The following is a 22119-nucleotide window of genomic DNA, read 5'->3' as shown; positions in this document are numbered from 1 at the left end:
TTAGCATTTATCCCTGATCTGATTTGTACATCCGGCTTTCTACCGGGCGATAATATTCCTGCAGGCTTGCCGGAACCCTGGCATTGTAGCCAATAATCTGCCGAAGATCGCTGTCTATCTTTTCGCCAAATTCGTAACCCAAAAAGCGTGGATAATCGAATTGCTGCTTAATGTAGGGTTTGGTAAAGCCCAGCGTTAAGGCGCGGCGTGGCTTGCGGGTAAAATTAACACCGCCTGCATGCCAGAGGTTCGAATCGAACAGAATAATGCTTCCTTTTTTAGCCACGGCTTGTTTAGAAAAAGCTTTAAAATGCTTTTCTTCAGGTTTGATATCGAGTTTGTGCGAACCAGATAAAAAATGCGTAGCACCATTAAATATGGTAAAATCGTCGAGCACAATAATCATCTGGATCATCAGTTTCGAATCGGGTGAAAAGGTGCGGATATCGCGATGTATATTTTGGATATAGGAATGACTTTTTTTGGAGTTGATTACCCCATTAATACCATTTAAGATATAATTTCCCCCTAAAAAATCGCGTATTTCACGGTGGCAATATAGTTTACTCAGTAACTCGAGTGCAAAATTATCTTTTTCGAGTAAGTGATGTAAAGTTCCTTCCATATTTGCCTCAATGCCGTTTAAAATCTGAATTTCGCGACGTAAATGGTATGAAGTTTCGAAACCTGCAATAATTTCGGAGATTAATTTCTGATTGATCGCTTTTTCATATACGACCCATCCATATTCATCAATAGCCTCCCGAAAATCGGCTAAAGTGGCTCGTTTGTAAATAAATGAATTGTTCACAGCTTAAAGTTTAGTTGAATAATTTGGTTAGTTTACTGCGGCACTCCGGGTAGGTTAAGCCTGAAGCTGCATAATTTTGAAGAGTTCGGTGTTAACCAGGTTTACATCGAATTTGGATTTGGCAAATTCGTAACCTTTGCTTCCGAAGCGGATAATTTCATCACAGTTTTTAATGAAATACTCCATTTTACTGGCCAGTGCACTGGCGTCTTTTACCGGAATCAAAAAGCCATTGGCTTGTCCGGGTGTTTGGTTTACCGTTTCTCTGCAGCCAACAGAATCACTGGTAATTACCGGTCTTCCCATAGCCATACCTTCCAGTACACATCGCGGAACGCCTTCGCCATAGTAAGATGGCAACACCATCACCGACGAATTTTCGATATCAGGCCTAACATCATCTACCTGGCCCATATATTGAATGGTATCGCCACTGGCTATTTGCTGGTATAAATCGGCATTAATGGCATCGATATTGGGATCATAAGACCCAATAAGCTTAAATACAGCCTTTGGAAATGTCTTGTGAATTATTTTGGCTGCATCGTAATATTCTCTAATGCCTTTGGCGTTAATTAAACGCGACACCATTAAAAAGGTAACGGGCGAAGTACTGGGTTCTGAGTAATTGTAATGGCTTAAATCAACCCCAGATCCGTTTACCACGTAAACCTGGTGTTTTTTATTGAGGATGTTTAACTGAACCAGTCGCTCTGAATCATCTTTGTTCTGGAAGATAATATTTAAACGCGGATCTGGTTTTAGGCTTAACTTAAGTAACAAACGGGTAATTTTTACTACGAGCTTATTACTTGAGCTGTTATCGGTAAAATTATAACCCAACCCGGTAAGCATGGGGGCTATTAATTTAACCTTGCAAAGTTTGGCTACAAAAGAGCCATAAATAACCGGTTTAAAAGTATAAGGAAAAAATATATCCGGTTTAATGCTACGCATAAGTTTATATAGTGAAAATATAAACCGTAAATCAGAGAGGATAGATACATTACTGCCGTTAAGATTGCTCTCGTAGGTAATTACTTTCATATCGTCGAGCCGCTTGCGTACCGTATCCTGTTCTATTTTGGGTGTAAATACATACACCTGGTTATGCTGCTGCATCTTTTCTATCAATCTCCCTCTAAAATCGAGCAATGATCTGGAAGAGTCGCAGACGATAAAGATCTTTTTCTTAGTAATGTTCATCATGTCAATTTTTTTAATTTAAACTGCAAAGCCACCTATCCAGGTGGCTTCGCAGAAAAAATATGAAGATTTTGGTCTACTTAGTTGGACCGGCGTTAGCCATAACCAATGCAGGCACGCTTGCCGCATCGTTAACGTATGATTTGTAATCATACTCCGGAACCCAGCTAGAAACTGCTGTCGTTATATTATTTGCGCCACATTTATCGTAAATGTTGGTTGTAATACCGCTAAAGTATCCTTCCGGATCGCTTGCTACTTTTGTAGTTAAAGGTTTAACACAGTTAGAGAAATACTCGTTATCTGTTCTTACAATACCACCTGCTCTGGTACCAATTGAGTAACCTGAGTTGTTTAAGTGATAGTTGTTAAACATGTGTACGCTACCGTAGTTCATTGAAGGCTCTCTTTCTGTAACATTGTACCACATGTTGTGGTGCATGGTTACGTGTAATTTGCCCTTATCAGCTTCGTGTCCTTCAATACCACCACTAATTAATACTGACAAGTTTGTATCGTGGAATTTGCTCCATGAAACGGTTACGTAATCAGATTCGCGCGTAATACAAATGTCTTTACCCCAGTATTCCCATCCGTGTGTACGGTCTGTAGAAAAATCGCAGTGGTCTACCCAAACGTGATGAGCCGCATCTTTAATTTGTACAGCTGCCTGTTCAACATAGTTTTTAAAGGTAATGTTCTGCACAATAATGTTGCTTACGGTGTAGATATATAAGTTAACACCTTCAATTACTGCGCCTGGCTTACCGATAATTGATTTATTCGATTTTACATAAACAGGATCCATACCTGCGCCTTTAACTGTACCACTGATGTAGATAATACGTGGAGTATTGTCGGCAACAGCAGCTTTTAATTGAGCTATAGTAGTAACAGTTACTTCTGCACCACCCTGACCGCCTGTGGTAGTACCGTTTACCATTGCATAACCCATTAACCCAGAAGTAGATTGGGTTGGTGTGGTTGGCGCGGTAGTATTACTATTATCAGCTGGAGGTGCAATTGTGCTGGTTCCACCCATTAAGTAGGTGTAAGTACGACCATTTGTCCTTGGGTCTGTATTATCAGATGCCGAGAAGATTACGGTACTTCCCCAGTGGCTAAATCTGCCTTTACCTAAATTTCTGATATCATCATGTATTGAATGTGCCGGGCCTAACTCTACACCATTTTCAAATAATCTTAATATTGATTGCTCTTTAGCTGTAGAATTGTCGCCACCTGAAATGGTTTGCGAAATTTTGTACGCATAACCACCTTCTGATTTTGTTCCCGAAAGATTTATCTTTCCTGTACTTCCTACGGTTGCTGCTAATACTGCCGACGAATCGCCCGAAAACATCTCGGTGCTATTTGCTGCTACATCTTCTGCCTGTGCATTTTTTTTACAGTTACTAAAAAAAACAACCAGTGTAAACATTAACCCAATTAAACTCACTTTTTTAAACAAATTTGTCTTTCTCTGCATTTTTGATTTTTTTTAAATTTACAACTTAACGCTATATGCGATAAATGAGTATATTCAAAAAAATGCAGCTAAAGTGCTGATAATTAATTAATAGAAATTTAGTTATAGATTAGCTATACTGTAAACCAATTGTTTACAGAATGCAAAATTTAGATTTAATTATTCAATACATGTGAATTAATAATACACCTAGTTTACAATTTAATGACAAACTAAACCGCAATACGGAGTGTTTTCTGTGCAATGTGTAAATCAGGGTGGTAAAATTCTGTAAACCATTTCACAAAATTCTTCACACCTACGTGTACCGAAACGCTTGGTTCATAGCCTAATAGATGCTTTAAATCGTCGACATTTGCTGATGTTTCTGCCACATCGCCATCCTGCATAGGCATAAATACTTTTTCAGCCTTTAGTCCTGTTTCTTTTTCAATTTCCTCTACAAAATCCAATAAATTAACAGGTTCGCCTCTGCCGATATTAAATACAGCAAATGGTGCGGTTGAAGTAGCAGGATCAGGATTTTGGCTATTCCAATCTGGATTAGCTTTGGCAGGCTGATCGAAAATTCTAACTATTCCTTCTACAATATCATCCACATAGGTAAAATCCCTTTTCATTTTGCCATTGTTAAATACTTCAATCGGCTTTCCTTCCAAAATGGCTTTGGTAAATAAAAACAAAGCCATATCAGGCCGGCCCCATGGACCATAAACAGTAAAGAAACGTAATGCAGTGGTAGGCAGGTTAAATAAATGACTGTAGGCATGCGCCATTAGCTCGTTACTCTTTTTAGAAGCCGCGTATAATGAAACCGGATGATCTACATTATCATGTGCCGAAAAAGGCATTTTTTTATTAAGCCCGTAAACACTTGATGAGCTGGCATATAATAAATGACCAATTTTAAAATGACGGCTACATTCCAGAATATTCAGAAAACCTTTAATATTGGCTTCGATATAAGCATCAGGATTGGTTAAGCTGTAACGCACACCGGCCTGGGCAGCTAAATTACAAACAGCATCAAATTGGTAAGTTTCAAAACAATTTTCGAGGCCGGCTTTATCGCAAAGATCTAGTTTAATGAAAGTATAGTTTTCATATTTAACGCTTTGCTGAGGAACTCCATCAACCAGGGTACTGTGTGTAATACCGGTTTCGGCCAAACGGGCATGTTTCAGGTTTACATCATAATAATCGTTAATGTTATCGATACCTACAACAGTATCACCTCTTTCCAATAAGCGTTTTGCCAGGTGGAAACCAATAAATCCGGCTGTACCGGTAATTAAAATTTTCATAATTTTCTGTTTGAGAAACGGTTAAGAAAAGCCTTAAGTAAGGCGTGGATTTTATTTTTTAGATATAGCGGTACAAACCGCTTTGCAGTGTTTTGGTTTAATAATTGATTTTGAATTGATTACGCGTATAAGGCGTTTAAAATAGATTGGGCAAATACTTCTGGTCGTCTGCCGTAAAGGTATTGTGTGGCAATAGCTGTGTTTTCTGTTTGTGGTTGCTGTAAAGTTTCATTCATGGCGCTAGCCAATGCCTTTGCATCGTTTACGGCTACTTTTGCAATCGCTGGTATTTCGCTTATTCCGCCGGCACAAAGGGTTGATACTACTGCATTGTTTACCGACATCATCTCTAACAGCACATTGGGAAATCCTTCTTTTATAGAGGATACGACGCAAAGTTTAGCCTGTTTAAAATATGGTGCCGGGTTATCGATCTGGCCTTTTAAAAAAACAGAACCGGTTAAATCGTTTTCGGCAATTATTTTCGTCAGTAATTCTCTTTCTTTCCCCTCACCCAGCAAAAGCAATTTAAGTTGCGGATGCTCAGCTTTAATCAGTTTAAAAGCTTCGATCAAAACCGGAAAACCTTTTTCAGGGATCAACCGCCCTGCTGAGCAGATAAAATCGAGTTTTGCATCGCCATTAATTAGCGGCTGATTTGATTTGGCGACAATCTTATTAAAATCGATTGGGTTGGGCTGAACCAGTACTTTTACTTTTGTCAGAAAGGGATTGTGAAGCAGCAATTGTTCTTGCATTAAGGTGGTTTGGCAAACTACCAAGTCAACTGCAGGGTAACCCATCCTGTAAATGATTTCGTAAATACGTTTCTTCATCCCCCGAAACCGGGTAAATACCGAAGTACATTCTCTGACAATGAGTTTCGACCGTAAATAACCAATCCGTTTTAAAAAACCTAAAAAAGCGTTTAAGTATGGATGCGTACTCATTAAAATATCGTCACGGCCAAATTGCCTGAGCTGTGGTACCAGTTTTGCAAAACCGCTAATCAAACTTTGTTTAGACAGATATGTTTTACCGATGTTTTCGGATACTTTTAAACCAGAAAAAGGTTGCTTCTTTAGAAAAACCATATCACCTTCTACTGCATTGGCCATCATGTGCAGTACGTTTTCTGCACCATTGGGGGCATCTGTTAACGAAATGAAAGTGATTTTTTGTTTTAGTGTTTTCATTTCGTTTGGGTTTACCTGTTTTTATAATTCCTGACAAACTTTTTAATCGGCATTATCGGGCTTACTACTTTCCGCTTGCCATCAATTACAATAATGTTGTCGGCAAAACTGATGTTATGGAGTCCTTTGCTATATGCTTTATCTGGTAATATTTCGAACTGGTTGGTGCTTTTAAATTCCTTTTCGTTTAGTACTTCTATTTGGTTAATCATGATGGAGCCTCCATAACGGCTAACCGGGTTTTGTGTAGGCCGGTACAGCGACTGCCCTACTACAAACAAATGCCCTGCAGCACGGCAAAAGGCTGCTTCAACAGGTATTGGGTTTTGATAATGCCCTGTATATTGTCCATCCAGCGCATTGGAGTGATAAATGTAAAGATGATCGTGATCGCCTGATACACTGGTAAACAGCCAGTATTTATTGTTGTAATGAATGACTGAACTATCTACAAAAGCCTTTCCACTTACCAGGGCTTTAAGCTTAATCAACTTCTCCGGATTATTCTCATCTACCTGATAAAGTGCAACCTCTTTGGCTTCTGATGTTTCAGGAATGCAGTATAAAGTGCCCCCTTCTTCAATCAGATATGGATAAGATAAGTGAATGGCATCGGGCTTTATACCGCTAATTTTCTTTTTGTTTTTAAAATCCAGCCCGTCAATCATCATGATCTCGCCTTTCCCTTTCCAAAAATCGAGCTCTTCATAATAGATGCGCGGCGTGTTGCCCACATTTACTACAAAGGGATCGGCTGCGTAATCGATATCATCTTCAGGCAACCAGTTAATGGCAGTGCCTAATTTTCGGGTCTCGATCAGATTTTCGGGTGTTTGATGTACGAAACCAATATTCCATTTATCGGCCGCAAAAATTTTATTGAAGAGGTTAACTGTTGCCGTTACCATATTGTTAAGCGACTAGTGAGATTTTTTTAGCGTTTGTTTTGTTCTTAATGAGCCATTGCGACAGCACCAGTAATTTCCAGATTTGCGGATAACGGTTCCATTTCCCTGTCATGTGTTCATTAATAATTTCCTGTGTTCTTTTTACATGGATACCAGGAATGTTTTTTAAATTATCAGCAGAGAGGTTATCCATTACATAATCTTTAAGCTCATTTCTGAACCAGTTTTGAAATGGCATGGTAAAACCTGCTTTTGGCCTATCGAACATGTGTGCAGGTACGCGCTCAAACAAAAGATCTTTTAAAATCCGTTTTTGGTTACCGCTGCTGTATTTAAAGTGCGTAGGCAAAGTGCGCGAAAACTCAATTACCCGGTAATCCATTAAAGGTGAGCGCGATTCTAATGAAAAAGCCATAGATGCGCGGTCTACCTTGGTATTAATATCGCCGTTTAAATAAGTTTTAATATCGAAATCAGAAACACGCTCCAGCAAAGGCTTTGATGGATTAGTTAAAATGTGCATCAAGGGATTATATTTGGCCAGATCGGGTTGTTTTACCCACGAGTTTTCCATATTGCCAAACATTTTTACATAAAGCTTTTCTACATCTTCCATAGAAATGCCCATGGCAATAAGCTTGTGCCGGTAACTTGGCGATTGGTTAATTAAGCCGGCAAAAGCTTTTCTTACTGCATGTGGCGCGTAAAATAAACTACTTACCTGTTTAATCCATTTATATCGGTGATAGCCCAGGAAAGCTTCATCGCCGGCATCGCCACTTAAAGCTACGGTTACATGTGCCCGGGTGCTTTTGCTCAACAGCATGGTGGGTATAGCACTCGAATCAGCAAAGGGTTCGTCGTAATAGCGGTTAAAGTTCTCGATTAGTTGTATGCCATCATCATAATTACATTCAATGGTATGGTGATCGGTGCCTAAATGTTTGGCTACCTGATTGGCGTAAGCACTTTCATCAAAACCTTTTTCGTTGAATTTAATGGAGAAGGTTTTTACGTGATCGATTTCTTTGGTTGCTAAAGCGGCTACGAGCGAAGAATCGATACCACCCGAAAGGAAAACCCCAAGCGGCACATCTGCATTCATCCTGATTTTAACCGAATCGGCAATAATAAGTGCCAAAGCTTCTTTAGCCTCTTCGTAAGTACCGGCAAACTTGTTTTTCCAGCCGTAATCTAAAGTCCAGTATTCGGTTATTTTAAGTTTATCGGTTTGGAGATTGTAAGTAAAGTAATTAGCGGCTGGCAATTGCTTAACATTTTGCCAGATAGATTGTGGCTGAGGAACATAGCCCCAAATTAAGTATTGGCTAATGGCATCTTCATCTACACTTAAATCGCGGTCGATACTGATTTGCGAAGGCTGACTGGCGAATTCGAAAGTGCCGTGTTCGTGCGCATAATAAAAAGGTTTTTTGCCAAAACGATCGCGGGCACCAAAAAGTTCATTTTTCAGTGTATCGTAAATTACAAAAGCAAACATGCCATTGAAATATGTAAGGCAGTCGGCCCCATATTCAAGATAGGCGGCACAAATTACTTCGGTATCGGAGCTGGTTCTAAACTGGTAGTTTTTAGCTTCGAGCGCTTTACGGATATCTTTGTAATTGTATATTTCGCCATTGAAAACGATATGCAGGTGCAGGTACGAAAAAGGCTGGTTAGAGCGTGCATCGAGATCAATAATGGCTAAGCGGTTATGGGCAAAAACAACCTGGTTATAACGTTGTACACCGGTATAATCTGGTCCACGAAAGTTGATCCTTGCCATTTTCTCGCGGACCACGCCGTCTGAGTAAGGTATAGTAGCACCATATATTCCACACATAACTTTATTTTTTTGAGTTGTTAACTGATTAATTCTTCGTATTCGGCACTGATTTTATCGAGTGCACATTTTTGATATACATTTTGCCTGATGGCTTCGGGCTTCCAGTTGTCGATAGTACAAGCCTGAATAATTTTCTGGCGAAAGTCTTCCAAATCGCCCTGCTTAATTACATAGCCATTAAAACCATCGATAATTAAGCCCGGAATACCACTTACTTTGAAAGTTACTACGGGTAGGCCTACGGTAAGTGCCTCAAGCACCACATTGGGAAAGCCTTCGGTATGCGAGCTTAGCACCATTAAATCATGCTGAACCATTACTTCGTGGATGTTTTTAATTTCGCCCAATATTTTGAGCCTGTGACCAAGCTGTCTGTCTGCAATTTGTTTGGCTATCTGATCTTTAAGCACACCTGTGCCTACAAAATCGAGATGATAATTTTCGGGTAGGCCAGCCATAATTTCAACCAACCTGTCTAAACCTTTTTCGAGCGCGAAACGAGCCACCACCAGAAGCTTGTAAATTTTAACAGCGGCTTTGGCACCTTTAAGCTTATTTGACAGCAGTACGGGATTGGCAATTACTTTAATTAAGTTCTGATCTACATTATAGGTATCAATAAGCGATTGCTTCATTTCGTCAGACTGACAAACAATCTGTTTATAGCCCCTGTAACTTGCACTTGCAAAAAGCTCGTAAAATTTAGATTTAAAACCTTCATACAAGCGCTGCTCGTGCGGAATGTTCGAAGCCCTTGCAATCAGCATCGGGATATTTAAAAACCTGCCTACCAGCGAAACCAGGATATTAATATGGTCGGTAGTAGAGAAAACTGCATAGGGTGCTTCGCGTTTTAAAACAGCGTATAGAGCAAAGAAAGATCGTGAAGCCTTTTTGGTCTTAAGATCGATAAACCTTACGCCATCCAGATCCATCGAAAAGCAATTTACTGTAGAATCGAGAATAACAATGGTAATCTCGAACTTATCTTTGTTAAATCCCTGGGCCAGGTTCCAGAAAACCCTTTCAGATCCTCCGGAAGTTAATGAGCTCAGTACAAAAAAAACCTTTTTTCTGGCTTTAACTTCTTCGTTATTATTTTGTTGGAGCGCCGACATATCTTTTTAGTTGATTACAATCCTGTTTAGCGTTAACCAGATAATCTTAAAATCGGTAATAATATCATGCTGCTTAACATAGCGCATATTCTGCTTTATTTTAGCAGGGATGATCCGTTCTATATAATAGTTTTCGGGATCTTCTGCATGTTGTAAAAGCTCGTTTTCATTACAAAACTCAACAGAAGCCCAATCAGTAATACCTGGTTTTATAGATAGTACATAACGTTGTTCTTCGCTGTACATGTTTACATACTTCCTTACCTCTGGACGCGGTCCAACCAGGCTCATCTGACCTTTTAAAACATTTAACAGCTGGGGCAGCTCATCGAGTTTATATTTTCTAAGCCAATAGCCCACTTTGGTGATACGATTATCCCTGTTACCGATGGTGAGCAGGCTATTATTACTTTGTGCCACTTTCATCGTCCGGAATTTGATCAGGTGAAAATCACGCATATTTCGCCCAACCCTGATTTGTTTAAATATAACCGGTCCTCTAGAGTCGAGCTTGATCAGGACAGCGATTAATATTAAAAGCGGACTAAATAATATCAGGCATAAGGATGCAAACAATACATCGAATATTCTTTTTTTATCTATTTTCATGATGCTACGGCCATTTGTTTAAGTTCAACTACATTGGTATCGATCGCTTTGAGATTTTTGTCCAGCTGAATCTGAACACAACTAACTACCGAGTTGATAATAAAATCGATTTCTGACTGGGTTAACTGCGGATAAATCGGTAAGGAAATTTCGCAGGCATAGTTTTGATAAGCCATTGGATAGTCTTCAATTTTATAACCCATATCCTTAAAAAGCGTAAGCATAGGCATTGGTATAAAATGAACATTTGTAGCAACACCTAAGGCAGCCAGATCATCGATTACCTGATCCCTTTGCTCCTCGCTTAAACCTTTAACCCTTAAAGGGAACAGGTGGTAGCAAGATTCTCTTTGTGTGCTTATTAATGGTGGACTGATAAACCACTCCTCCTCCTGAAAACTTTCAAAGTATTTTTTGGCTATAGCCTTGCGTTTTGGCAGCAGATCGCTGTTATATTTCCTGATTTGTGCAAGGCCAACAGCAGCACAAATATCAGGCATGTTTATTTTTAAACCCTGAAAAAGAATATCGTAACGCCAGCCGGCACCCTTTGACTTAGATAAGGCATCTTTGTTTTGCCCGTTAAGTGTATACATTTTTAAATAGGTGTACTCCGCTTCGTGATCGAACTGAACAGGAAGGTTAAGGCAAACGGCACCTCCTTCGGCGGTAGTAATATTTTTAACTGCATGGAATGAAAATATAGTTACATCGCAGTGCTGTGCTGCCGGTTTATTCAGGTAGATACTACCAATAGAATGTGCCGCATCCGAAATCAATAATATTCTATTCAGTTTTGATTGTTTTTCGGAGTTACACTTAAACTTTTTCTGAATATGAGGATCGCTAATCACTTGCTTTAAAGCATTATAATCGCAAGGCCACCCGGCAATATCCACTGCAATAATGGCTTTTGTTTTGGTTGTTATAGCAGCCTTTACCTTTTCCGGATCTATACTAAAATCATCAAGTACATCAACCATTACGGGTATTGCGCCACAATGTAAAACGGCCAATGCTGTAGCGCTGTAAGTATAAGCAGGAACAATTACCTCGTCGCCAGCTTTAACACCAAACCATTTTAACATCAAAATGGCTCCCGAGGTCCAGGAATTAACACAAATCACCTCATCTGTACCAGTAATTACCTTTACTTCCTGCTCAAGGGCTTTAACCTTTGGCCCTGTAGTAATCCAATTGTTGTTTAGGGTATCTAATACCTGATCAACTACTGATTGATCGATAAACGGAGGAGAAAAAGGAATATTCATAATCAATAAATTTAGTTTGTTTGTTAAAAGGTCCGCCGGGATGCAGAATGCTTAAATCGTTAATTGTATTGGATCAAAATGGGGTCTTCCATTTTGATTTTAGAGAGCTGTAAAATAGCAAAGTATAAAAACAATGTAGGTCCGCTCGTAGCCAAAAGCCATTCGTTATGAAAAAATGAATTGATTGATATCGCTATAAATGAACAGCTTAAGCAGACGAGCATTGCATTTTTCTTATCCTTTACATGCAGAAAAGCATAAAAAACTACCTTGCCGACTTTATGGTATAATAAGATGAGTAAAATAAAGCCTAGTAATGGCCCCAGGTAAGTAATGAACATTAAATAAGCATTGTGCGAGGTAATTACTATAGGGCCTTTCTTATAAACAAAATTGTGCTGCACCACATCATTCCAGGTTTTACCATAAAAAAGCAAACCAAAAGGGTAATCGGCAATGATCTGTATATTTTCGCCCATTAAATCGCCCCTTTCTTCTTTCCCTTTAGCGTTTTCGGCACTTTTATTTAATATGTTTTGTTGTTTTTTATCGCCCGAAAACTGCTCGAGTGAGCTTTGTGCAATAAAGAATACGCCGGCAAGTAAGCCAAATAATAAAATTGACTTGAATTTGTAATAGCTTAAAAAAAACAAACCGACCACAACGATAAAGGCAACCAAGACCGACCGCTGCATACCAAAGAAAATAAGGCACAAAGACAAGCCGAACAAGAGTAGGTTAAGCAGCCAGCTGCGTTTAAAAAGCACAGCATTAACTACCATGAAAGGTGTTAGTGCCGCCATTTGATAGCCGAAGGTAAAGATGGTGCTCGATATACCTGCAGGCGACTGCAAAACATCTTCCTGTGCTAAAAGCGATCTGATGGGCGCCATGTTGTACTGGTGATCTATAAACATGATCAATCCCGAAAGCAGTAAAACCCCAAAGAAAAAGGCAATTGCAATATTCATCCGCTTCAGGTTGGTGCCAATAACATAGTTAAAAAGTAAGGCAAAGCAACCTGCAACAATGAGTAAGGCGAAAAAACCCGTTATATCAGCCTGTCCAATCAAATAGAAAAACAGCGCCGCTACAAAAATTACCATCAGCTCTTTACCGTAGGAGAAGTGTGTAATCTCTGTCCGGTAGAAGTAGATAAGCGGAGCCAGAAAAACCACTGGCGCAGGGATCCTGAAAACCCCTGTCATGAAGATGTTGAAGGTTGTTGCGTAAACATAGCCAAACAACAAAAAGAGAAACATTATTTTTTTGGTCATGACAGTATTAATTCTTCCCAGTTGGCTGAGATTTTTTCAATAGAGTTGGTTTCGTTAATGCGCTTAGCCCTATCAGAAAATTGTTTTTTTAGCTCGCTGTTATTTAGCAGTTTATCTATAGCTAATGAAAGTGCAGGTACATTATCCTGTTCTATCAGAAAACCGTTAACGCCGTCCTCAATTATTTCTGAGGGTCCGAATTCGCAATTCATGGCTACACAAGGGCAGCCCATCCCCATGGCTTCTACCAAGGCATTGGGGTAACCTTCGTTTCGCGATGGTAGTACAAAAACAGTAGCCTGAGCATAGTAATCCTGCAGGTTTGATTTAAAGCCAATCAGCTTTACTTTGCCATCCAGGTTCAAAGCAGCAATTTGCGCTTCTAAAGCTGTGCGTTCAGGTCCTTCACCCAATATGATGAGATCTGTATCCCTTAACTGCAAAAGATGGTAGGCTTCGATTAGCCTGTCAAAACCTTTTTCGTGACTTAGCCTGCCCACCGACAGCATAAAAGGTTTGCTGTTAACTGATCCGGGATTTGGTTTTACAAACTGATGAATCGGATTGTATATCGTTTTAAAATTATACAGCGTTTCAAACTGCTTAATCCGCTTAAATCCATTAAACATACCAAATGCAGGTAGCACAATCGCTTTTGATTTCCTGTAAATATGAAATACAAACCATTGGAAAAATTTATTGTACTGATTTAAAGTGCTGTCTGGTGCTGTTCTTTCGGAAACCAGATACGGCAGGCCTAAAATCATGCAACATAAACCTGCCCAGATGTTTGCCGAGGTCATAAAACAGATGGTACAGTCGGGCTTTTCTTTTTTTAATAATGCTAGTAGCCTGTAAAAAGTTAAGAAAGCATACCTAATTCTATTGAAGCTATTATGATTGTCTTTCCTCTCGAGGAGGTTTACAATTTTTACCTGCTCATTTAGCTGATATTTAACCTGAGCTTTATTGAGGCAAATCACTGTAACATTGCAATCTTTGCTGCTAAAGTGATTTGCCAGGTTGCTAATTACCCTTTCAGCTCCACCACCTTCTAAACTGTTTATTACGAAGCATAATCTGGTAGCCATTTCTAATTAATTTACAATCGTTTTAATGGTCTGGAAAGCGTTTCCAAATGTTTTATGTTTTACTTCGAAGAGGAAGTACCTTTTTAAGTAGAAATGCAAAAGCTTAATTTTTTGCAAACCTGTGTAGGTAAAAATCTTTGCAATGATGTTAAAGTCGCTCAGCTGCATTTTCTTTAACGGCACATAAGAAACCGGGCTCCATATACCACCCGGATGGCGCCTGTAGCAGCTCATTACTTCAGGTAATACATAAATCTTTTTACCGGTTACCCAGGTGCAGTACAACTTCAGAAACTTATCGCAGGCATGGCATTTTAAAAACCATTCGTTTTTATACAAATTTTTAATGGGTTCGATATTTCTGTACAGAATGGTTGCAGTGCAGGTTTCTACTTGTTTATTGATGATCAAATCGCTAAAGCTATACTTTAAGGGAACGGGATTAAAATCCAAGTAAAACACCTCAGTATCATCAAAATTAATTTCGCGGGTGTAGTGACAACACATGACGTAATCAGGGTTGTTTTCTAAAAAATCAACCTGTTTTTGCAACTTATACGGATCAGTCCAATAATCATCGCCATCACAGGTGGCTACGTATTTCCCTTTGGTTTCGAGCGCCACACGAATTACATTCTGAGTGGCGCCGATATTTTTGGGTGCTTTTAAACGGGTAATCCTGCCTGGGTATCGGGCAACATAGTCGTCAATAATTTCGGCAGTGCCATCTGTAGAACAGTCGTCGCCTATTATTATTTCAGTTTTGAAGTTGCATTGCTGCATCAGGAAACCATCAAGTGCTTTGGCTATAAATTTACTGTGGTTATAGGTGATGCAAAAAATGCTCACCATGATATCGTTGTGGTTCGGTTCCATAATAAATGATGACATTAACGTCCATTTACCGCAACCCTGCTGCCATTAACGAGATGGCCATAATCGGCAAGTTTAACAACTTGTTTTTTGCGGTAATTCTGAGTTCTTAAAATAATTCTCACCACCAGGTCCTGATCGGCGCTGGTTAGTGTATGGTACAGTGGCAGACACATGATGCGTTTGGCAATCGAATCGCAAATAGGCATGTTTATTTTATCGATGTAAGGCAACGCCGACAGTGATGGATAAAAGTACCTTCTGCAATACACCTGAACCAGTTCGAGCTGTTTCATGGTATCAAGCATAATTTCTTCTGACCGGAAAATAACCGGGAAGTAAGCATAATTGAAATCGGTATCCGCTTGTATTACCTGAAACTGAGCGTCAATTTTGTTGAGGCGCATGGCATAATGCTGTGATAGTTCTTTGCGCTTATTCAGGATCTGATCGACATAGTTGAGGTTACATAAGCCCATTGCAGCATGAAACTCTGAGTTTTTAGCGTTGGTTCCCAGTTCTGAGAAAGTATCTACCCCGCTGTATCCAAAGTTGCGCATGAGCGCCATTCTTTTTAAAATATCAGGATTTTGTGTAAATACCGCGCCACCTTCTATCGTATGGAAAAGTTTGGTAGCGTGGAAACTGGTTGTACTTACATCGCCATAGGCAAAAATCGATTTGCCTTTATACTGGGTACCAAAACAGTGTGCAGCATCGTAAACTACCTTTAAGTTGTGTTTTTTAGCAATGCGGTCTATCGCATCAATATCGCAAGGGTTACCAAATACATGTGTTGCTAAAATAGCTGTTGTTCTGGGCGTTATAGCGGCTTCAATTTTATCCGGATCAATGTTAAGCGTTTCTTCATCTATATCTACAAATACCGGTTTGCATCCCTGCCAAACAATGCTGCTGGTGGTAGCCACAAAAGAAAAAGGCGTGGTAATTACTTCTCCCTTAATTTCTAAAGCCTGTATGGCCAGCTGCAGGGCTATTGTACCGTTGGTAACATAAAGTAAATGCGGGAGCGCCAAATACTGTTGTAACTTTATTTCCAGTTCGTTTACCAATGGTCCGTTATTGGTGAGCCACTGTCTGGCCCAAATGCTACTTACATAGCTTTTAAAATCTGCCTGCTTAGGCAAAAAGGGTTTGGTTACAGGTATCATTGTTTGAGGATTAATTGTTTAAAATCAGTTAAGGCTGCTAAGCGGATGGTATTACTTATGCCCAGGTAAAAGCCGGCGTAAACAACGCTCAACCCTACAATCCGCAGAAAGTTATTGAGCTGATATTGCGCAAGGAACCATTTATCGAGGCCATAACACGCTAAACCTAAAAGGCTAGATAACATTAAAATAGGCGCAATATCATGAAGCTGTTCTTTAAGTGGATAGTTGATTAAACGGCCACTGTAAATGGAATTAATGTAATAGGCAAAAACAGTAAAAAACAACTGGAAGTACAGAAGCCCCATAATGCCAAATGGAATGACACAAACAATTCCAATTACACTTAGCACTTTTTTCAGTATTTCGAGTTTTAAAAACTGCCCGCTGTGTCCTTTAACTTTTAAAATATTTAAGTTGTAGGCATGTAAAGGGTACAAAACCCCGGCAATGCACAAAATCTGGAAATAAGGTACTGATGGCAACCACTTATCGGTTAAAAGCAGCGAAATTAAAGGTTGGGCAATTAAGGCCAGAAAAATCAAGATCGGTGCATTCCAGAATAAAACCTGCTGCATTAACCTTTTGTATACCATTTTAAGCTTTACATCGTCATTGCTGATGTTCGAAAACATGGGATAAGTAACTTTATTAATTGCAGTAGAAATAATGCCGATAGGCAACTGGCTCAGGCTATCTGCACGTGCATAAAAACCAAGTTGGGTTGCGGCATAAAAGCGTCCGATTATTACGGTATACAAGTTTTGGTAAACAGTATCCAGCAAACCGGAAAGCGTCATTTTATAGCCAAAATGAAAATGTTTCCTGAAGCTCCTTTTGCTGAAGAGCAGTCGCGGCCGCCAGTCTGAATAAAACCAGTGCAAAATGGTTGATACTGTTGCACTTAAAAGGCTCATCCATACCAGGCTCCAGGTGCCATAACCATTTTTAGCCAGGAAAATGCCCAAACAACCGCCCAGAATTACAGAAGGAATCTGGATGATTGTTTGGAGCTTAAACTTCATTTCCTTGGTTAAGAGCGTACTTTGGATGCTGAAGAAAGCATTAATTAAAAAGGTTAAACCATAAATTCTGACAATATTGGTAAGTTGCGGTTGCCTGTAAAAATCAGCTATAAACGGAGCGGAAATAAAAAATATGCCGTAAACGACAAGGCTTCCCAACAGGTTAAAAAAAAATATGGTCGAATAATCTTTTTGGCCGGCTGTTCGTGTGCGAATGAGTGACGAAGTTAAGCCGCTATCCATTAAGGAATTGCCTATGGCAATAAATATGGAGAGCATGGCAATTAAGCCAAATTCGGCCGGACTTAATAAGCGGGCCAGTATAATGGTAATGAACAGGTTTATGAATTTAACACTAAACTGCTGCCCAATCGACCATATAATGCCCGATCGTGCTTTATATGTTAAACTCATGGCTTTTACAAACGAACCGTTTCCATTGATTGCGGTAAAACTGATTTGATATCGTAAACTACACAGGTAGGTTTACGCAATTCGGCAATATTCAGGCTATCAAAGGCCTGGTGTGCCACAGCAAGTACGATCCCATCATAACGCCTGGTTTTTGAAGAACCATTTTCGCAAATCACACCATAATTATGGTTGGCCTGATCAGGATTGGCCCAGGGATCGTGAATGGTTACATTTACCTTGTATTCTTCTAAACGCCTGATAATATCAATTACCTTGGTGTTGCGTACATCGGGGCAGTTTTCTTTAAAGGTAAAACCCAATACAAGCACCTCTGCCCCTACAATATGGATGTTTTTGGCAATCATCTTTCTAATCATCTGATCAGCCACATATTTGCCCATACCGTCGTTTACACGCCTGCCGGCTAAAATAATTTCGGGGTGGTAACCGGCTTCCTGTGCTTTTTGGGCTAAATAATAAGGATCGACGCCAATGCAGTGACCGCCAACCAAACCAGGTTTAAAGTTTAAGAAGTTCCATTTGGTACCTGCAGCTGCCAACACCTCAGAAGTATCGATGCCAAGAGTATTAAATATCATGGCCAGTTCGTTCACAAAAGCAATATTGATATCGCGCTGAGCATTTTCGATCACTTTTGCTGCTTCGGCCACTTTAATAGAAGAAGCTTTGTAAGTACCGGCGTTAATCACCGAACGGTATAAAGCATCGATTTTTTCTGCTGCCTCTGGTGTAGAGCCCGAAGTAATTTTTAAGATATTGGCTACCGTATGTTGTTTATCGCCAGGGTTAATGCGTTCGGGTGAATAACCTGCAAAAAAGTCTTTGTTAAATACCAATCCCGATCCTTTTTCCAGAACCGGTACACATTCGTCTTCAGTAACACCAGGATAAACAGTCGATTCGTAAACTACGATATCGCCTTTCTTTAAAACTTTTGCCACTACTGCACTGGCTTTAATTAAGGGGGTTAAATCCGGTCGGTTGTTTTTATCAACCGGTGTGGGTACAGTTACAATGTAAACCGAAGAACTGCGTAATTTTTCCAGCTCGTTGGTACAATACAAGCCTTGTAGCGTAGTGCATTCAAAAGTAAGCACTTCATTTAGTGCTTCTTCAGTTACTTCAAGCGTATTGTCATATCCGGCTTTCAGCTCTGCTATGCGGCTTTCATTAATATCGAAACCGAATACTTTGTATTTCTTGGCAAATTCTACTGCCAGTGGTAAACCAACATATCCTAAGCCGATTACCGACATTTTTAAATTATCTTCAGAATTATACATAATGTTGTTGTGGGTTAACGGTTAAAGTAAGGTTGCTTATAGGTACACGGGTTACTACAGCACAATCTAAATGATCGAAAGACATGAGTACATGTTTGCCCTGAATCTGGATCACTTCTCCTTCCTGGTTGTGGAAAAGACCATTGCTGATCCGGACGCGATCGCCTTTGGATACACCGCTCAAACTCACTATATCAACATCGTTATAGGCATCCATAATGTGTTTCAGGCGTTCTATTTCGCTATCTCTCACGATGGCAGGTTTCCCCATGTAATGAATGAAATTGAGTACGCCCTGAATTAATCGAACTTTAAATCCATCTCTTTCATCAATTTTTACAAAAACGTATCCGGTAAAAAGCGGCAGGCTAACTATTTTCTTTCTGTCGGCCCATTGGTTTTCTACATTTCTAACCGGGCAAAACGATTCAAATCCCTGCTCCTGAAGCAATTTGTCAACTTTTTTTTCCCAACGTGGACGGGTATAGATTACGAACCATTTTTTAGGAAACGAGGGGCGGTAGTTAATTTTAGATTCCATATAATTTGAAAGAGATTAAGATTTAATTTTTAGACCGTTTGATAAAGCTTCGCTATATCACTTACATGCTGTAGGTAATAATGCTTTTTTTAGTGTTTAAATGTTTTTAGCCAACCGGATACAGCTTCGCTATATCACTTACATGACTATTTTTTTGTTCTTTAAACCTTAGATGCTTTTGAGGCAAATGGGCAATTTAATGTGAGTAGTTTACAGCTGCCTGAACTTTTAACCGTGCTTAGTTAGGGCGCGTGGTTCAATAAGCTTGCAAACAGGAATTAAATCGTTTGGGGACGTTTATTTGGTATTGGGTACTGGGTATTCGTGGTATTCTGAATAAAATAGGACGACATTAGTTAGCCATGGCATAACCGTAACCGCCGTAACTGTATTTCTGGTTTTTCTCCCGTTTGGCGTCGTTAAATACCACCATCGGGTTTTTAAGTTTGTTGTTCTCGCAAATATCTTTCAATATGGCCAGCTGGTATTTATTGGTGTAATTGTAGCGCACCAGATAAATGCTTACGTCGGCGTACTCGGCCAAACTAAAGGCATCGGCTACCTGCCCTACAGGCGACGTATCGATGATGATATAATCGAACTTTTCTTTCAGTTCATCAAAAAGCATGTCCATTTTGGGGCTCATCATGATTTCGGCAGGGTTTTCGGGCGATTTGCCGCAACCGATAACCGAAATATGTTCTGATACTTTGGTAGGCCTAATAATGTCTTCTAAAAACACAGCATCATCAAGCAGGTAATCGGTTAAACCTATGGTTTGTTTTAAGCCTACCTTGTTCAGCAGGTCGGGTTTTCTCAAATCAAACTCGAGCACCACTACTTTTTTATCCAGCATGCCTAACGTAGTAGCCAGGTTTACACTGAAGAAGGTTTTACCCTCTCCTTTCATGCTCGAGGTTACCAGCATTACCTTGTTATCGCTGTTATTGGCCATCAGCCCTAAATTCATCCGGATGTACCTGAATAATTCGGAGATGGTAGAGCGGTTGTCTTTTTGAAAAACAATGGTGCTTTTATCGAGGTTATGCGAAAGCTCACCCAGCATTTTTGCACCGGTTAATTCGATAGTGCTGGCATCCTGTACTTTGTTATTGAAGAAACCTTTAATGTAAATGGTGCCTGCAGGTACAAGAAATCCGAGAATAAAACCGCACAAATATAACAATGGCTGTTTTGGGCTATCTGGTATAGTGTTGTAAGCAGGCTTATCTACTACCTGCGAAGTAGGGACGGTGGCTGAGAGCGATAAAGCCGTTTCCTCCCTTTTTTGTAACAGATATTTATATAGTCCCGATTTTACACTTTGCTCGCGGCTTCTTTCCAGCAAACCACGTTCTATAGTAGGCACAGATTTGATTTTACTATCATACTGTGAATAATTGGCCCTTAAGTTATTGCGTTCAATCACAAAACCTTGTTTAATGCTGCTCAGGTTTTCCAGTATGTTGGTTTTCAGGCTGGCCAATTGCTCGTTAAGATTTAAAACCAACGGGTTTTCGGCATTTGCTGTGCGCAACATCCTGTTGCGTTCTAACTGTAAGTCGTTAAACTTAGAAATGAGCGAGTTTAAAATAGGGTCTTTAAGGCCCATAGCACTTGGCGCCAGATCGTACTGGCTTTGTTTACCTTTAAAATAGCTCTCTATAGAAGATACAATCCGCAATTGTACCGATGAATTCTCCAGTAACTGGTTGTATTCGCTGGTACGGGTAGCATTCATCTGTGCATCCATATTGATATCGGTGACACGGTTCTGCTGTTTGTAATTTTCTACATCTTCTTCTGTTCCAGACAAATCGCTAACCAGATATTTTAACCTGTTATCGATAAAGCGGATGGTATTGCGGGCAATGGTATTCTTATTGTTAACGTTATTGATGTTGTAGGTTTCGATCAGGTCGTTTAAAATATCAATACCCCTTTGCGGCACCACATCGTTTAAGCTTATGGTAATGGTGTTTGCATCTTTAACCACCGGCACAATTTTTAGCGAAACCAGACTATAGGCTTCAGTCATTTTGTACAGGTTTTTAAACTGGATTTTAATTTTGCCGAATTCGCTTTTATATGCAGGTCCTTTTTCTACTTTAACTACATAGTTTTTATTATGTAACGTATCGCCATACTTTACAATATTGGTATTCAGGCTATCCTGGATAATGTAAGAAACATCGTCGAGATAAGAAATATTGATTTTACGGGCATAAGCACCATTTTTTAAGCTGATGGCGGTAACCACCAAGGGTGATGTTTTACCATAAAGTTCTTTCTCCCTAAAACCTTCCTTTTTAAAATAAGCCGTTTCGAGATTGAGTTTTTTCAATACTTTAAAAATCAGGTCGCGCGATCTCAGGATCTCGATTTCATTATCAACAGTTTTAACCGTTTGAAACATATTGAGATCGCTGAATGCGGTGCTGTTTGACATGGCTGCACCGTTTTTATCGTCAGAGATTAATAAAGTACTGCTCACTTTATATTTTGGTGGGGTGATGTATAAAAAGCCATATACTGCACCCATACAAATGGCAATACTGAGTAAGAAATAAGGCCAGTTTCTGGCAAAACTTATCATAGTTTCTGCAAAATCTTTTGCGCCACCACTTACGATTTGTTTAGACATGTTCTTGTGTTTAAGAG

At 39.7% G+C, this 22119-nt stretch carries 18 protein-coding genes; all 18 read right to left on the bottom strand.

All coding sequences use genetic code 11. From position 1 onward, the window contains the following. Positions 1 to 7: 7 nt before the first annotated feature. The 18 genes from BLR37_RS11625 to BLR37_RS11540 all read right to left on the bottom strand — a co-directional run bounded on the left by BLR37_RS11625 (position 8) and on the right by BLR37_RS11540 (position 22102). Positions 8 to 811 (bottom strand): phytanoyl-CoA dioxygenase family protein, encoded by an 804-nt coding sequence (locus BLR37_RS11625; RefSeq protein ID WP_090768743.1) that lies wholly within the window; start codon positions 809 to 811, stop codon positions 8 to 10. Between the two features lie 54 nt (positions 812 to 865). Further along, positions 866 to 2020, bottom strand: a complete 1155-nt coding sequence (locus BLR37_RS11620) for a glycosyltransferase family 4 protein (RefSeq protein ID WP_244154644.1) — start codon at positions 2018 to 2020, stop codon at positions 866 to 868. A 73-nt stretch (positions 2021 to 2093) separates the two neighbouring features. Then, the gene (locus BLR37_RS11615) at positions 2094 to 3506 is read right to left on the bottom strand and encodes a pectate lyase family protein (protein WP_090768740.1); all 1413 of its coding nucleotides are present in this window, start codon (positions 3504 to 3506) and stop codon (positions 2094 to 2096) included. Positions 3507 to 3718: 212 nt separating this feature from the next. Then, complete coding sequence (locus BLR37_RS11610) at positions 3719 to 4810, bottom strand: NAD-dependent epimerase (protein WP_090768737.1); 1092 nt, start codon at positions 4808 to 4810, stop codon at positions 3719 to 3721. Positions 4811 to 4929: 119 nt separating this feature from the next. Next, positions 4930 to 6006 (bottom strand): glycosyltransferase, encoded by a 1077-nt coding sequence (locus BLR37_RS11605; RefSeq protein ID WP_090768736.1) that lies wholly within the window; start codon positions 6004 to 6006, stop codon positions 4930 to 4932. An 11-nt stretch (positions 6007 to 6017) separates the two neighbouring features. Then, positions 6018 to 6914 carry a glucosamine inositolphosphorylceramide transferase family protein gene (locus BLR37_RS11600; protein ID WP_090768734.1) on the bottom strand — a complete coding sequence of 299 codons (897 nt, stop codon included), beginning with the start codon at positions 6912 to 6914 and terminating at the stop codon, positions 6018 to 6020. A gap of 4 nt (positions 6915 to 6918) precedes the next feature. After that, positions 6919 to 8760 carry an asparagine synthase (glutamine-hydrolyzing) gene (gene asnB, locus BLR37_RS11595; RefSeq protein WP_090768732.1) on the bottom strand — a complete coding sequence of 614 codons (1842 nt, stop codon included), beginning with the start codon at positions 8758 to 8760 and terminating at the stop codon, positions 6919 to 6921. 20 nt (positions 8761 to 8780) lie between these two features. Continuing rightward, positions 8781 to 9881, bottom strand: coding sequence for a glycosyltransferase (locus tag BLR37_RS11590; protein WP_090768730.1), 1101 nt, complete (start codon positions 9879 to 9881; stop codon positions 8781 to 8783). A gap of 6 nt (positions 9882 to 9887) precedes the next feature. Beyond that, positions 9888 to 10490: a sugar transferase gene (locus tag BLR37_RS11585; protein WP_090768728.1), complete on the bottom strand. Its 603-nt coding sequence runs from the start codon at positions 10488 to 10490 to the stop codon at positions 9888 to 9890. Then, positions 10487 to 11761, bottom strand: coding sequence for a DegT/DnrJ/EryC1/StrS family aminotransferase (locus BLR37_RS11580; protein WP_090768726.1), 1275 nt, complete (start codon positions 11759 to 11761; stop codon positions 10487 to 10489). The genes BLR37_RS11585 and BLR37_RS11580 overlap by 4 nt, the downstream gene beginning before the upstream one ends. A gap of 59 nt (positions 11762 to 11820) precedes the next feature. After that, positions 11821 to 13038 carry an O-antigen ligase family protein gene (locus BLR37_RS11575; protein WP_090768724.1) on the bottom strand — a complete coding sequence of 406 codons (1218 nt, stop codon included), beginning with the start codon at positions 13036 to 13038 and terminating at the stop codon, positions 11821 to 11823. Beyond that, positions 13035 to 14129 carry a glycosyltransferase family 4 protein gene (locus tag BLR37_RS11570; RefSeq protein ID WP_090768722.1) on the bottom strand — a complete coding sequence of 365 codons (1095 nt, stop codon included), beginning with the start codon at positions 14127 to 14129 and terminating at the stop codon, positions 13035 to 13037. Before BLR37_RS11570 ends, BLR37_RS11575 begins: the two co-directional genes overlap by 4 nt. 6 nt (positions 14130 to 14135) lie before the next feature. Beyond that, positions 14136 to 15020 carry a glycosyltransferase family 2 protein gene (locus tag BLR37_RS11565; RefSeq protein WP_090768720.1) on the bottom strand — a complete coding sequence of 295 codons (885 nt, stop codon included), beginning with the start codon at positions 15018 to 15020 and terminating at the stop codon, positions 14136 to 14138. Then, on the bottom strand, positions 15020 to 16174 hold the full coding sequence (locus BLR37_RS11560; RefSeq protein WP_090768718.1) for a DegT/DnrJ/EryC1/StrS family aminotransferase: 1155 nt from the start codon (positions 16172 to 16174) through the stop codon (positions 15020 to 15022). The genes BLR37_RS11565 and BLR37_RS11560 overlap by 1 nt, the downstream gene beginning before the upstream one ends. Beyond that, positions 16171 to 17613, bottom strand: coding sequence for a lipopolysaccharide biosynthesis protein (locus BLR37_RS11555; protein WP_090768716.1), 1443 nt, complete (start codon positions 17611 to 17613; stop codon positions 16171 to 16173). Before BLR37_RS11555 ends, BLR37_RS11560 begins: the two co-directional genes overlap by 4 nt. Positions 17614 to 17618: 5 nt before the next feature. After that, entirely contained in the window at positions 17619 to 18917 is a 1299-nt protein-coding gene (locus BLR37_RS11550; protein WP_090768714.1) for a nucleotide sugar dehydrogenase, read from the bottom strand. After that, on the bottom strand, positions 18910 to 19458 hold the full coding sequence (locus tag BLR37_RS11545; protein WP_090768712.1) for a UpxY family transcription antiterminator: 549 nt from the start codon (positions 19456 to 19458) through the stop codon (positions 18910 to 18912). The genes BLR37_RS11550 and BLR37_RS11545 overlap by 8 nt, the downstream gene beginning before the upstream one ends. Before the next feature lie 352 nt (positions 19459 to 19810). Then, a complete protein-coding gene (locus BLR37_RS11540) occupies positions 19811 to 22102 on the bottom strand; it encodes a GumC family protein (RefSeq protein WP_090768710.1) in 2292 nt (763 codons plus the stop codon). Positions 22103 to 22119 lie beyond the last annotated feature (17 nt).

It is taken from the genome of Pedobacter soli, from assembly GCF_900101435.1.
Lineage (GTDB): Bacteria > Bacteroidota > Bacteroidia > Sphingobacteriales > Sphingobacteriaceae > Pedobacter > Pedobacter soli.
The sequence above is the reverse complement of the archived record's forward strand: the minus strand, read 5'-3'. Positions and strand labels throughout refer to the sequence as shown.

What these genes read in the sequence shown, in the direction of transcription:
- BLR37_RS11620 (WP_244154644.1), bottom strand. Translation starts at nt 2,020, where the DNA reads ATGATGAACATTACTAAGAAAAAGATCTTTATCGTCTGCGACTCTTCC.
- BLR37_RS11615 (WP_090768740.1), bottom strand. Translation starts at nt 3,506, where the DNA reads ATGCAGAGAAAGACAAATTTGTTTAAAAAAGTGAGTTTAATTGGGTTA.
- BLR37_RS11610 (WP_090768737.1), bottom strand. Translation starts at nt 4,810, where the DNA reads ATGAAAATTTTAATTACCGGTACAGCCGGATTTATTGGTTTCCACCTG.
- BLR37_RS11605 (WP_090768736.1), bottom strand. Translation starts at nt 6,006, where the DNA reads ATGAAAACACTAAAACAAAAAATCACTTTCATTTCGTTAACAGATGCC.
- BLR37_RS11600 (WP_090768734.1), bottom strand. Translation starts at nt 6,914, where the DNA reads ATGGTAACGGCAACAGTTAACCTCTTCAATAAAATTTTTGCGGCCGAT.
- asnB (WP_090768732.1), bottom strand. Translation starts at nt 8,760, where the DNA reads ATGTGTGGAATATATGGTGCTACTATACCTTACTCAGACGGCGTGGTC.
- BLR37_RS11590 (WP_090768730.1), bottom strand. Translation starts at nt 9,881, where the DNA reads ATGTCGGCGCTCCAACAAAATAATAACGAAGAAGTTAAAGCCAGAAAA.
- BLR37_RS11585 (WP_090768728.1), bottom strand. Translation starts at nt 10,490, where the DNA reads ATGAAAATAGATAAAAAAAGAATATTCGATGTATTGTTTGCATCCTTA.
- BLR37_RS11580 (WP_090768726.1), bottom strand. Translation starts at nt 11,761, where the DNA reads ATGAATATTCCTTTTTCTCCTCCGTTTATCGATCAATCAGTAGTTGAT.
- BLR37_RS11575 (WP_090768724.1), bottom strand. Translation starts at nt 13,038, where the DNA reads ATGACCAAAAAAATAATGTTTCTCTTTTTGTTGTTTGGCTATGTTTAC.
- BLR37_RS11570 (WP_090768722.1), bottom strand. Translation starts at nt 14,129, where the DNA reads ATGGCTACCAGATTATGCTTCGTAATAAACAGTTTAGAAGGTGGTGGA.
- BLR37_RS11565 (WP_090768720.1), bottom strand. Translation starts at nt 15,020, where the DNA reads ATGTCATCATTTATTATGGAACCGAACCACAACGATATCATGGTGAGC.
- BLR37_RS11560 (WP_090768718.1), bottom strand. Translation starts at nt 16,174, where the DNA reads ATGATACCTGTAACCAAACCCTTTTTGCCTAAGCAGGCAGATTTTAAA.
- BLR37_RS11555 (WP_090768716.1), bottom strand. Translation starts at nt 17,613, where the DNA reads ATGAGTTTAACATATAAAGCACGATCGGGCATTATATGGTCGATTGGG.
- BLR37_RS11550 (WP_090768714.1), bottom strand. Translation starts at nt 18,917, where the DNA reads ATGTATAATTCTGAAGATAATTTAAAAATGTCGGTAATCGGCTTAGGA.
- BLR37_RS11545 (WP_090768712.1), bottom strand. Translation starts at nt 19,458, where the DNA reads ATGGAATCTAAAATTAACTACCGCCCCTCGTTTCCTAAAAAATGGTTC.
- BLR37_RS11540 (WP_090768710.1), bottom strand. Translation starts at nt 22,102, where the DNA reads ATGTCTAAACAAATCGTAAGTGGTGGCGCAAAAGATTTTGCAGAAACT.